The 13527-nt window shown below is 45.2% G+C and carries 9 protein-coding genes; 4 read left to right on the top strand and 5 right to left on the bottom strand.

Annotated features, from left to right (window positions below):
- Positions 1–55: 55 nt before the first annotated feature.
- Both QZ135_RS13260 and recJ read right to left on the bottom strand, forming a co-directional pair.
- Positions 56–1957, bottom strand: a complete 1902-nt coding sequence (locus QZ135_RS13260) for an ATP-dependent DNA helicase RecQ (RefSeq protein ID WP_294609952.1) — start codon at positions 1955–1957, stop codon at positions 56–58.
- An 83-nt stretch (positions 1958–2040) separates the two neighbouring features.
- Entirely contained in the window at positions 2041–3756 is a 1716-nt protein-coding gene (recJ, locus tag QZ135_RS13255) for a single-stranded-DNA-specific exonuclease RecJ (protein ID WP_294609949.1), read from the bottom strand.
- Between the two features lie 288 nt (positions 3757–4044).
- On the opposite strand from recJ, the gene yaaA reads away from it, so the two are divergent.
- Entirely contained in the window at positions 4045–4809 is a 765-nt protein-coding gene (gene yaaA, locus QZ135_RS13250; protein WP_294609946.1) for a peroxide stress protein YaaA, read from the top strand.
- Here the strand turns inward: yaaA and aat are convergent.
- Genes aat through QZ135_RS13235 form a run of 3 tightly spaced genes read right to left on the bottom strand, consistent with a single transcriptional unit; the run spans position 4806 to position 8004 of the window.
- The gene (aat, locus tag QZ135_RS13245) at positions 4806–5447 is read right to left on the bottom strand and encodes a leucyl/phenylalanyl-tRNA--protein transferase (protein ID WP_294609943.1); all 642 of its coding nucleotides are present in this window, start codon (positions 5445–5447) and stop codon (positions 4806–4808) included. The two genes, yaaA and aat, sit on opposite strands and share 4 nt — an antisense overlap.
- 4 nt (positions 5448–5451) lie before the next feature.
- Positions 5452–7680: an AAA family ATPase gene (locus tag QZ135_RS13240; RefSeq protein ID WP_294609940.1), complete on the bottom strand. Its 2229-nt coding sequence runs from the start codon at positions 7678–7680 to the stop codon at positions 5452–5454.
- Between the two features lie 15 nt (positions 7681–7695).
- Complete coding sequence (locus tag QZ135_RS13235) at positions 7696–8004, bottom strand: ATP-dependent Clp protease adaptor ClpS (protein ID WP_294609937.1); 309 nt, start codon at positions 8002–8004, stop codon at positions 7696–7698.
- Positions 8005–8327: 323 nt separating this feature from the next.
- Between QZ135_RS13235 and QZ135_RS13230 the strand changes: the two genes are divergently transcribed.
- From QZ135_RS13230 to QZ135_RS13220, 3 genes are all read left to right on the top strand, one after another.
- Entirely contained in the window at positions 8328–9326 is a 999-nt protein-coding gene (locus tag QZ135_RS13230) for a phosphatidylinositol-specific phospholipase C (RefSeq protein ID WP_294609934.1), read from the top strand.
- A gap of 100 nt (positions 9327–9426) precedes the next feature.
- Entirely contained in the window at positions 9427–10257 is an 831-nt protein-coding gene (locus QZ135_RS13225; RefSeq protein WP_294609929.1) for an ROK family protein, read from the top strand.
- A 125-nt stretch (positions 10258–10382) separates the two neighbouring features.
- The gene (locus tag QZ135_RS13220; RefSeq protein ID WP_294609926.1) at positions 10383–13526 is read left to right on the top strand and encodes a TonB-dependent receptor; all 3144 of its coding nucleotides are present in this window, start codon (positions 10383–10385) and stop codon (positions 13524–13526) included.
- Position 13527: the final 1 nt, after the last annotated feature.

Below are 13527 nucleotides of genomic sequence, written 5' to 3'. Positions count from 1 at the left end.
TGCCTTTCGGAACATAGCGCAGCTACTTGTAGCTTGTAGCCGGTAGCTCGTAACTTTATTCGTTTCTGAGCAGTAGTATTCCATTTGTAGAATCAATCTTTCCTTCTTCCAATAGCTGGTGTACAGCTTCGGTCAGAAGTTCTTTATCTACCAATATTTGTTCGGCAAGACCTGCCGGGGTGACTGATTCTTTTGCAAGAAGTTGAAGCACTTTATCACGTAATTCCTCCATTGAAATCTCCTGTGCCACTTCTTCCGCACGGTGGCTGAGGCAAACATCACATATCCCGCAGTTGTGCTCATTCTTCTCACCGAAATAACGCAGCAACATGCGGCTGCGACAAATAGTGTCGGTTGTCACATAATCTACCATTGCTCCGATTCGGATCTCATACCGTTCTTTACGTTCTTCATATACACTGGGTGGTATTTGCAGTTGCTGCATTTCTATGCGTTCACGCGTGTATATAATATAAGGTGTCTTTTTGTGTGGAATATAGTGTATGATGTGCATCTTAGATAAGCGCATCAGCATATCATACACCCGTTGTCGGGTCAACCCGCTACGCACAGCGAGCGTATCTTCGTTGATAAAAATGTAATCTGTAAACACACCGGTATAGGAGCGCAGGACGATTTGGATAAGCTTATCCATATCCTCTCCTAATTCCCGCAACTTGTAGAGTTCGTCACGGCGAACGGTGAAGTAGAGTCGGGAAGCATTATCCTGTTCATCCGTATATTCCAAGTATCCTGCCTGTGTCAGAATCTTCAATGCACTGTCGGCAGGCACGGGGAAGTACTTGAACTTCCGGCAGAAATCTTCCAGACTAAACTCTCTGACGCATCCCAGACCATCACCCATAGCCATCTGATAATAGTATTGCAAGTGCTCGTATACCTGCTTGATGTAATCTTTCTCAGGGAAAGTATCCGGAATACGTTTATGGAGGGTAATCTTATCTGATTTGGCATACAGGATAACGGCGTATGCCTTGTTTCCGTCCCGTCCTGCACGTCCCGCTTCCTGAAAATAGGCTTCGATGGAGTCGGGCAGGTCGAGGTGGATGACGATGCGCACATCCGGTTTGTCAATACCCATGCCGAAAGCATTGGTAGCAACCATCACCCGGCTTTCACCCTTCTGCCAGCGTTGCTGGCGCACGTCTTTGGTAGCATCATCCAGACCGGCATGGTAAAAGTCGGCGGTGATGTCTTCGTGAATTAAAAGTTCGGTGATTTCTTTGGTTCGGCGGCGGTTGCGTACGTAGACGATGGCACTGCCGGGCATACGGCGCAGGATATGCAGCAATTCTCCGGTCTTGTTTTCTGTTTTGCGGACTATATAAGCGAGGTTTTTGCGCTCGAAACTCATGCGGAAAACATTCTCCTTCTTGAAGCACAGGCGTTCCTGAATGTCTTTCACTACTTCGGGAGTAGCGGTTGCGGTAAGTGCCAGTACGGGGACACCCGGCAATAAATCGCGTATTTCGGCTATTTTCAGATAAGCGGGGCGGAAGTCGTACCCCCATTGCGAGATGCAATGACTTTCGTCCACAGTAATCATGCTGATATTCATCTTCCGTAATTTGGTACGGAAGATTTCAGTGTCCAGCCGTTCGGGAGATATGTACAGAAACTTGTAGTTGCCGAAGATGCAGTTTTCCAGCGTGGTGATAATTTCCTGCCGGGACATTCCGGAGTAGATGGAAAGTGCTTTGATACCCCGTTTCCTCAGGTTCTGTACTTGGTCTTTCATCAAGGAAATCAAGGGCGTAACCACCAGACAAAGTCCCTCTTTGGCAAGTGCGGGTACCTGAAATGTGATGGATTTGCCGCCACCCGTAGGCATCAATCCTAATGTATCCTTACCCTCGCCAATGCTGTTGATGATATCTTCCTGTATGCCGCGGAAGTTATCATATCCCCAATATTGCTTTAAGATTTCCTTGTACATAGAAATGAAGAATGAAGAATGAAGAATGAAGAATGAGCCACACAATTATGCCGCATGGTAATTCTTCATTCTTCATTCCTCATTTAATTGGGTTTAATATCCTCTATCTGTAACTGTACTTCTCCCCGCTTATGGGTGTTTTCTTCGATGGAGTAGCAGATGTCGAATGAACGTTTAGTCTTGATGAAACGCACATGCGAACTTTGTCCGAAGGCGATGCCATTCATTACATTGTTCGATTTGTTGTCCACCAGCTCCAACTTGATGTGTTCCTGGTCGCGACCCACAACTTTGCTCGTACCATAATCATACACGTTATGGGTGCAGAATATAGGTTTCGGATTGTCCGGTCCATAGGGGTTGAATCTCTTCAGGTCACTGAAGAACTTGGGAGTGATATCCTTGAAGTCTATTTCTGCATCAATATTGATGAGGGCACTGGTCTGTTCGGGAAGAATGTTCTGTGACACAAACTCTTCAAAACGTTTGGTAAAGGCGGTGACGTTTTCCACTTTCATAGAGAGCCCGGCGGCGTATGTGTGTCCGCCAAAGTTCTCAAGCAGGTCGCGGCAATACTCGATGGCTTTGTACACGTCGAAGCCGGATACGGAGCGGGCAGAACCTGTTGCCATATCATCCGTGCGTGTCAGTACCACGGCAGGGCGGTAGTAAATTTCCGTCAGGCGGGAAGCAACGATACCGATGACTCCTTTGTGCCAATCCTCATTGTATAGTACGATGGAACGACGTCCGGCAAGTCCGTCCAGTTCAGCCACTATTTGGTTGGCTTCTTCGGTCATACTTTTGTCGAGGTCCTTGCGGGTTTCGTTGTATTGGTTGATTTGGTTGGCCTTTTCCAAAGCTGTGGAGAAGTCCTTTTCAGTCAGTAAGTCGACGGCTTCTTTCCCGTTTTGTATACGGCCGGAGGCATTGATGCGCGGTCCTATTTTAAATACGATGTCACTGACGGTAATATCCTTTTCCGTGAGTCCGCATACGTCGATAATCGCTTTCAGACCTACGCTGGGATTACTGTTCAGTTGCTTCAAACCGTGGAAAGCAAGTATCCGGTTTTCGCCCATGATGGGCACGATGTCCGAAGCAATGCTCACGGCAACCAGGTCGAGCAGTGGGATAAGGTGATGGAACTCTATGCCGTTGCTGATGGCAAATGCCTGCATAAACTTAAATCCTACGCCGCAACCGGAAAGGTGCTCGTAAGGATATGTATTGTCTAAACGTTTGGCATTCAGTATAGCGGCGGCAGGAGGAAGCACATCGTCGGGCACATGATGGTCGCAAATGATGAAATCGATGCCTTTCTCTTTGGCATACGTTATTTCTTCCACGGCTTTGATGCCGCAGTCCAATACAATAATTAGTCCTACGCCGTTTTCAGCGGCATAGTCTACTCCTTTGGTGGATACCCCGTAACCTTCGTTGTAGCGGTCGGGGATGTAATAGTCAATGTTCGAATAGAACTGTTGAATGAACTTGTAGACCAGGGATACCGCAGTGGTGCCATCTACATCATAATCTCCGTAAATCAGAATACGTTCTTTCTTTCCCATTGCCTTATTAAGGCGCTCCACGGCCAAATCCATGTCTTTCATCAGAAATGGGTCGTGCAAGTCGGGCAATTGCGGGCGGAAAAACTTCTTGGCATCCTGTGCCTTGGTTATTCCCCGCTTCACCAATAATCCTCCAAGAATCGGGCTAATCCCTAATTCTTGGGCTAGTTTTTGGCTTGTCTCTGCCTGTTCGGGTGTAATGGGTTGATAATTCCATTTGTGGGTCATTTTATATATTGTTTTTTCTTTTTCCTGTCTCGGGGCTGGAATGGATTTCTTTTCTCTCGAAAAAGTCCATATTCTCCAACAAGCTGTAAAGGTATGAAAAACTCTTGAAACGGAAGTGGATTCTCACGAAAAACTTCATGAAATAGCAGTGGATATCAGAATTTACCTATTTATGGTTATCTTTAAAGAAGCTAAGCGGCATCTCAGCAAAACTTTTCATGCAAGCATGAAAGTTCTGCATTCGATTTGCATTATCTTTGCTTCCCGAAAACTTATAAATGACGTAGTATGTTGATATTCATCTCTTGTGCCAAAACAATGGCAGTACGCACTACTGTGAAGGTTCCTGAAATAACTGTTCCGCATTTTCAGGCGGAAGCATTGCAGAATGCAATGGATATGGGACAGTATTCTGCCGTTGAGCTGGAACACTTGTTGCGGGTGAACTCTAAAATTTCTGCTGAGAACTACCTGCGCTATCAGGATTTTTTCTCAGAAGCTAATTGCCCGATGCCTGCTATTTGTGCATATACCGGTGCCGTCTTCAAACGTATATTACCGAAAGATTTTTCTGCAGATGACTTTCTCTATGCACAGCAGCATTTGCGCATCACCTCTTTCCTTTACGGGCTGCTCCGCCCGTTGGATGGAATAAAACCTTACCGGCTGGAAGGAGATATACATTTGCCGGAGAGAGGGAGAATGTCGATGTTTGATTACTGGAAGCCCTTATTGACGGATCTGTTTATAGCCGACATCAAGCAACAGGGCGGCATACTTGTGAACCTTGCCAGTGGTGAAATGAAGGATTTGTTTGATTGGAAGCGGGTGGAAAAAGAAGTCCGCGTCATCACTCCCGAGTTTCAGGTCTGGAAAAATGGACAGTTGAAAACGATTGTTATCTATGCCAAGATGTGTCGTGGCGAAATGACACGTTTCATTATAAAGAATCGCATAGAGCGCCTCGAAGACTTGAAAACTTTTACATGGGAAGGTTTCGCTTTCGATGAAGTGCGGAGTACGGATAGCCATCTGCAATTTACATTGGCTTAGTCCTTTCGCAAATATTCCATGTATTCCTCGTAGCTGATATATCTTCCTCCCATTGACTTCAAGTGTGGCGTTTCAAACTGGCAATCTATCAGTAAACCTCCATTTTTCCTGAAGATTTGTGCCAGATAGATAAGGGCTAATTTCGAAGCATTGGGAACCAGTGAGAACATGCTTTCACCGAAGAAACAGCGGCCTAATGTTACCCCATAGAGGCCACCTGCGAGGCGTTCTCCTTCCCACACTTCCACGCTGGCTGCAAACTTTTGTTCGTGCATGCGTGTGTAGGCTTCTGTCATTTCTTCGCCGAGCCAGGCACCTTCCATATTCATCCTTAATTCACCGCAGGCATGGATTACATCGTGGAAAGCCTGGTTGACACTTAGGTCATACTCTCCCTTTTTGATAAACGTGCGCATGGAGTGGGAGATATGTATTTCCTCCGGAAAAATGACGAAACGTTCCATCGGACACCACCACTGTATCGTGCCCTCTTGAAAGGCATACCAAGGGAATATGCCGTTGGAGTAGGCAAGTATGAGGCGGTCGATGGAAAGGTCGCCGCCTACTGCCAGCAACCCGTCGGGTTCGCCATAGCGAGGGTCGGGAAAAGCTATTTCTTCAGTCAGTTGGAAAACCATGTTGCTACTCTGTCGGGATTTGTAGTTTTAAGTTCTCCTTCTCTACTTGTACGCAGGCTGTTCCTCCGGATTTCAAGTTACCAAAGAGGATTTCGCGCATCAATAACGGTTTCAGGTGCGAGGCAATCACGCGGTCCATTTCCCGTGCACCGTATTCCGGCAGGAATCCCCGTTGCAACAACCATTCACGGGCTTCGGGGCTTAATTTCATTTCTACCTGACGGGCGGCAAGCTTTCCGCTCAGTTCTCCGAGTTTTTTGTCGAGGATGAGCGAAGCCATCTCCCGGTTCATATCGTGGAAGACAACCGTAGCCGAGAGGCGGTTGATAAACTCAGGTTTGAAGGTTTTCTTTACCTGTTTCAGCATAGCTTCTCCGGCTGTAATCTGGCTACTGAATCCGATGGATGCCTGGCGGGCATATTGTGCACCGGCATTTGAGGTCATGATGAGCACTACATGGCGGCAGTCGGCTTTGCGTCCCTTATTATCGGTAAGCACGGCATAGTCCATTACCTGCAACAAGATGTTGAACACATCGGGATGGGCTTTTTCTATCTCATCCAGCAACAGTACGCAATGAGGAGTTTTGCGAATGGCGTCGGTCAATAATCCACCGTCTTCATAACTGACATAACCGGCGGGTGAACCAATTAGTTTGGCTACAGTATGCTTTTCGGTGTATTCGCTCATGTCGAAACGTTGCAGGGCGATGCCCAGTTCGGCCGCCAGCACTTTGGCTACCTCGGTTTTGCCTACTCCGGTAGGTCCTACAAAGAGGAGGCTTGCCAACGGCTTGTTTTCATCCAGCAATCCGGCTTTAGACATTTGCACAGCTTCCACTACCTGGCGCACAGCTTCTTCCTGCCCGTAAATCTTGTTGCTGATGCGTGCATAGAGTGTTTCCAGCGAAGCGGTGTCTTCTTCTTTCATGGCAAGTGCATCTACTTTGCAGACGCGGGCGAGCACATCGGTAATCAGAGTTTTATCCACTACCTGCTCTCCGGAAGAGGTAGGGTGTATTTCACGATAAGCTCCCGCTTCATCCACCAGGTCGATAGCTTTGTCGGGCAGGAAGCGGTCGTTGATGTAGCGGGCGCTTGCTCTGACTGCATAAGGGATGACGTCGGGCTGGTAGGTCACTCCGTGAAATGTCTCGTACTTTTCTTTCAGCCCTTCCACAATATGGATGGTTTCCTCGATGCTCGGTTCGAGTATGTCTATTTGCTGGAAGCGACGTACCAGTCCCTTGCTGCGGGCAAAGTAACGATTATATTCCTCGTAGGTGGTGGAACCGATGAAGCGGATTTCTCCTCCTTCCAGATAAGGTTTCAGCATGTTGGAAGCATCCATAGAACCGTCTCCTGTGCGTCCGGCACCTATTAAGTTATGTATTTCGTCTATGTAAATAATGGCGTGCCCTTCGCTCCGTACACCTTCCATGATGACTTTTAGTCGTTTCTCAAAGTCGCCCCGGTATTGCGTACCTGCCAGCAGGGTTCCTAAGTCCAGTTCATAGATGCGGCAATCCGATAGGCGTTCGGGAACATTTCCTGCCTCGATGCGTGCTGCCAGCCCGTAGGCAAGGGCCGTTTTACCGACACCCGGCTCTCCTACATGCAATGGATTATTCTTCTCTTTGCGGCAGAGTACCTGAATGGTGCGTTCCAGTTCCGCTTCCCGTCCGATGAGTGGATTGTGGGTTTGCAGGCAGTCGTTCAGGCAAGTCACGTAATTCCGCCAGGGTTCGCTCTTTTCTTGTCCGGCAGTTTGCTCATAGACCATTTCTTCTGCTTCTTCATATTGCGAAATGAGTGAGCTGAGAAATTCCGGTAAGTCTTCCCCGATGGTTTCTTTCAGGAAGTGTGCTGCCCAGGATTCCTGCAATTGAATCATTCCTTGCACCAAATGCGGGACATTCAGTTCCTCGGCACTCGAATAGTTTATCATCAGATAGGCGTGTTGTATGAGTTCATTCAGTTGCGCTGAAACTTCCAATTCATACTCCACACCTTCGGGGATGCTCTCTAACTCTTCAGCGAAATAATTTTCTAACGAGAGGGAAAGTTCCTCAACGTCACAGAAGAATTCTTGCAAGGCATTTAAAAAAGGCGGTTGCTCCAGAAATGCGCTCAATAAATGTTCGGGCATGATGAACTCGTGCCGGTAGGATAGCGCTTTTCTTTGTGCAGAGGAAAATGCACTGCTTACATATTCTGTATTTTGTATGTCCATATCTTTTTTCTGTTTTTATTCTTCCTCCGGTGCAACGGTGAGCCGGAGTGGAAAGCCTTCGCTACGTGCCATGCGGGTGGCTTTCTGCACTTTTGATTGTGCAATGTCGTATGTATAGATGCCTACCACTGCCGATTGGCTTTTGTGTACCTGCATCATTAGCGCTTCTGCTTCTACCGTTGATTTATAGAATACGGTAGTAAGTATCTTTACGACGAACTCCATAGTGGTGAAGTCATCATTGTAGATTGTCACTTTGAAACGCCGCGGTTCGCGCAGGTCTGTGCGTTCTTTTTCTTTGAAAGATGATTGTTGCTGTTCCATGATGGGGACAAAAGTATAAAAAAAGAGGCATATTTGTTCTGCATAAGTTCTTCAAATGTATATAGCCGGTAAAATCACTATAGGTTCAGTACTCGTTTAATGCAAACTCGGTATAGATTCGGTTCAAATTCGGTATAAATTCGGTTAGATGGCATATTTTATGGGAAAGAACCGAATTTGCTCAAAGTAAATAGCAAAGATGTAAAGGAGTAGATAGTTGTTGCATATTTACGCAAAATGAAGAACTAAATACGCATTTGAGGATAAAAAAAAACAGCCAGCCCTCTACTTTTGCACTTATCAAAACTTTAGAATAATATACTATGGAACGAAAGTGCTTGCGAATGTTTTATGTGTTGGCTTTAGCCATATCAATATCTAATTCTCTTGCTTGTGCCGGGAACGGTGACATGCAAAGTGTTAATGCAGGTATGCAGAACAGTAATACTACAGGAAAAGAAGAATGGATGAAATCTCTTCCGGATACACTTCCAATGTGCAAAATATCCATTCCCGGCACGCACGACAGTGGCACCACCAAAGGTGGACGCATGCTGAAAACACAGGCAATGGACATTACCGCTCAGTTGCAGCAAGGCATTCGCGCTTTTGACATCCGCCTGGAGAAGAAAAACAATAAATTAGGAATCTTCCATAGTCACGCTTTTCAGGATATATATTGGGAGGATGACGTATTGCCTGCTTTCATAAACTTCTTGCAGGCACATCCCTCCGAAACCCTGATTGTTTCACTGAAGAAGGAGGGAGGGGAATTAAAAGATTATGCTTCTTTATTATCAGCTTCTTTAAGTGCTCCTGCACATCAGAGCTACTTCATTGCGGACTTCCGTCCGGAACTAACATTAAAAGAGTGTCGCGGAAAGATTCTCTTTTTGCATAGAGACCATGCAATGGATAACTATCCAGGAGCTGCTTGTATAGATTGGAAAGATAATGCCACTTGTCAGCTAATTCTCCGTAATAAAGACGGAAGGGAGGGGTATGTTCTGCTTGAAGATGAATATCAATATGAATCGGATAAAGGTGCCAGAAAGAAAATAGAGGTATGTATTCGTAATTTTGACAGGGTATCTTCTGAACCTGCTTCTTCGCGCCGATGGGGAATTACTTTTGTAAGTGCTACCGGGTTGCCTTTGGGGACACCCGTTGTCTTTGCCAATAAGGTCAACGCACCTGTAGCTAATTATCTGAAAAAAGCAAATAAACGGAATTGTGGCATTGTCTTTATTGATTTTGTAAACAAACAAGGGGGAAAACGTTTAGTGGAATATTTAATAAGGAGTAATATTGGTAATGACTGAATGTTTACGCAAAATGAAGACTTAAATGCGCATTTGAGGATAAGAAAAAAAATCAAGCGCCTTACATTTGCAGATATTAAAACCTTAAAAACTATATACGATGAAACTGGCAATTGATCTCGGAGGAACTAACATTCGGATAGCGCAAATTGAAGACGGCAGATGCTTGAATAAGACATCGGTATCTTGCCTCGCGCAAGCGGATTCCTCTACAGTACTCGGACAACTTTTTCAACTAATCGAGAGTGTAATGAATGAACGGATAGAGGGTATCGGCATAGGTGTCCCTTCGATTGTTGATCCGGAAAAAGGTATTGTCTATAATGTGGCTAATATATCTTCCTGGAAAGAAATCTACTTGAAGACGATTCTGGAAGATAGGTTTAATGTACCGGTCGCTATTAATAATGATTCCAATTGTTTTACGCTTGGCGAAAAGTTGTTCGGTGCAGGACAATCTTATGCTAATATGGTTGGAGTTACCATTGGAACGGGTATAGGAGCGGGCGTCATTATCAATCATCGTTTGTATTGTGGCGAATATATGGGAGCCGGTGAAATAGGCTCATTACCTTATCTGGACTCTGACTTTGAACATTATTGCAGTAGTTTCTTCTTCAAAGAACAGCATCACACTACCGGTGCAGTAATAGCAGAAAAGGCGAAGCTGGGAGAACAGGTTGCGCTGGATATCTGGAAAGAATTTGGTATTCATTTGGGTAATCTTATGAAAGTAATTCTTTTTACTTATGCTCCACAAGCCATTATTTTGGGAGGCGGCATTGTGTCGGCTTTTTCACTCTTCGAAGAAGCCATGAAGGGTGCGATGCATGAGTTTCCTTATGATGTTATATCAAATAAGGTGAAGGTGATACCATCACATCTGAAAGATGCCAGTTTACTGGGCGCCTCAGCTTTGTTTGAGGAGTAAAATCGGATACTTATTTTAGTAGAAAAAGGTTTAAGAAAAAAATATGATACAGCTGTAATCCTGCCTTTCAACCTTTGAGGCAGACGTGAAATTATCTATAATTATTAACTTTAATTTCTTAATGCATGGAACAAGTAAATCTTAGAATCTATCGAACGATTCTAACCTTATTGTTAGGCCTGTTCTTGTCGGTGGGTGCTTACGCACAACAGATTTCGGTGACGGGAACAGTGAAAGACCAAACGGGTGAACCTGTGATTGGTGCCAATGTTTTGATAAAAGGAACTTCTACGGGAGTTATAACGAATCCTAATGGTGAATTTTCGTTGTCGGGGACTAAAGGGGATATACTGGTTATCAGTTTTATCGGCTACACCACTCAGGAAATTCCGGTTACGGGCAAGCCTATGATGGTTATTCTGAAAGAAGATACGGAACTTCTGGAAGAAGTGGTTGTGCTGGGATATGGTGCAAATGCCCGCAAGCAAGACTTGTCGGCTGCTGTAGGGGTGCTGAATAACACGGATGAACTGACGGCTCGTCCGGTCAGCTCTACGGAAAGTATGTTGCAAGGTCAGTTGGCGGGTGTCACGGTTCAGGCCGATGGCGGTGACCCTACTTCCACTCCCTCTATTGTGATTCGCGGACAAGGTTCGCAGAATGGTGATAATGTACTCTGGGTGGTGGATGGCGTGCCGGGTGCTCCCATTGCATCTATGAGTGACATCGAGTCTATCGTAGTGCTGAAAGATGCTGCTTCGGCTGCTATTTATGGTGCACAGTCGGGTGCAGGCGGTGTTATTCTGGTCACTACCAAGAAGGCTAAAGCAGGTGCGCCTACACTTAGCTATGAGGGTACTTACGGCATCCGTCAGGCTACAAATCTGCCGGAACCGCTGAATGCGGAAGGAGAGTTGGAAATGCGCAGAATCTCTTATGCTAATGCTGGCATAGCTCTTCCCGATGGTTGGAATGTAGAAAAGAATCCGTGGATTGCCACTACCCGTACCAACTGGATGGACGAGATTTTCCGTACAGCTTTCTATCAGCGTCACAACATTGCGCTGAATGTAGGTACCGACAATTATTCCAGTCGTTTGTCTTTCTCTTATGATAACGATGAGGGGGTATTGATTAATACTTATAATAAGAACTACTCCATCCGATACAATGGCAAGTTCGAACTGAACAAATGGGTGAGCATTAGCGAAGATTTTGTATGGAAGAATACGGAAAGTCGTTCTAAGGATACGAATGACGCCTATACAGGTCCTGTTCTTTCAGCTATCTACATGCCAGCCAGTGCCACTGTTTATAATCCGTTGGATGGCACGTGGGGAGGTACTACTACCGAAGATCCGGCTTACATTGCGAAGTATGGAAGCAATTTTGCGGGTGCGCACGGTGATGCTGTCAATCCGGTACGTTTGCTGGAGGCGGAAAATCGTTTCAACAGAACCAGTGATGTATGGAGCACTACCAGTCTGCAAATAGCCAATGTGGTGCCCGGTCTGAAATTTACCAGTCGCTTTACGTACAATCTGAAGAGTAACAACTATAAGAACTTCCGTCCCATTCAGGATGAACCGGGCAAGCCAAATAACTCGAATAGCCTGGATGTGACCAATTATCGTTCTGATGCTTGGAAGACAGAGAATACTTTGACTTATGATAATAGTTTTGGGAAGCATACAGTCGGCGCCTTGTTATCTACTACAGCCGATCATTATAATGTACGCGGTTTGGAAGTAAATGGTAAGAATTTTGCAGATGAAACTCCGTACTTACAATATCTGGCTTATGCAGGTTCTACTTCGGCCACCGATTATATGACAGGTCCTGATGCCAATGTTTCATTGGTGGCTCGTCTTGCCTATTCTTACGATGACCGCTATTTTGTGACGGCATCCTGGCGTCGTGATTATGCCGGACGCTTGCCAAAGGATAATAATTTTGGAGATTTTCCGGCAGCTACTGTGGCATGGAAGATTTCTAACGAAAAGTTCTTTAAGAAGAGCAACCTGCTCAGTTTGTTGAAGTTGCGTGCTTCCTGGGGACGTGTAGGTAATCTCGGCTCTATCAGTTATAGTTACAAATCACTTTTGCTGGGAACATCATACTGGCAGGAACAAGCTCAATATGGTGTGGTTAATAATACGACTTGGAACAATTTCGTATATAACTCTACTGCAATGAACAAAGACCTGACATGGGAAACTTCTGAGCAGTATGATTTAGGTTTGGATGTTGAAATGTTCAAGAATCGTTTGTCTCTGTCGTTCGACTACTTCGACAAGCGTACCTTTAACTTGATTCAGAAACAGACCATGGACTGGCCGAGTTCTATCGGATTGGATCCGATGTTGATTAACCAAGGTGAAGTTCGTAACCGTGGTTTTGAAGTGACAGCCAGTTGGAACGATCATATCAATAAGAATTTCTCTTATTTCATATCCGGTAACTTCTCCTATCTGAAAAACTGGGTTTCTGATATAGGCGTGAAGAATGCTGATGGTAGCCCCGGTGTATGGACTGACAGTGATTCTAAATTCCGTAATATTCCTTATACTCGCCAGACTGCAGAAGGTAAACCGTTAGGGTCTTACTATTTGATTAGGACAGACGGTATTTTCCAAAGTGATGAGGAAGCTGCTGCATATGTGAAAGATGGAAAACGTATTCAGCCGAATGCTGTTGCCGGTGACTTGAAGTTTGTTGACTATAACAATGATGGTAAGATTGACGATAAAGACCGTCAGTATTGCGGTAATTCTACTCCAAAGACGACATATGCTTTCACACTGGGTGCTACCTATAAGAAGTTATCCGTTAGTGCTATGTTCCAGGGAGTAGGAGGTGCTCAGGTATTCTATGCAGGTAAAAATATGCTTTTAAGTGACGCAGATGGTAACTTCAACCGTTCAAAAGAAATTTTGAATGCATGGAGTCCTACCAATACCTCTTCGAATATCCCCAGACTCTCCGCTAACGATCCGAACTCTAACTTCACAACAGCTTCCGATTGGTATCTGGAAGACGCTTCATATTTGCGCCTCAAAAATCTGACCATCTCTTATGATTTGACAGACGTGCTTCAAAAGTGGTCTCATTTAAGTGAACGCAGTAGCCGTATGTCTGTTTACTTTAGCGGTGAAAATCTCTTTACGATTACTAATTATTCAGGTATGGACCCTGAATGTGGTGGATGGGATGCGCTGAAGTACCCTGTGTCCAGAGTATTCTCTTTTGGTGTGAAATTAACTTATTAAT

The organism is uncultured Bacteroides sp. (assembly GCF_905207245.1).
GTDB lineage: Bacteria > Bacteroidota > Bacteroidia > Bacteroidales > Bacteroidaceae > Bacteroides.
This window is presented reverse-complemented; position numbering and strand designations above follow the sequence as displayed.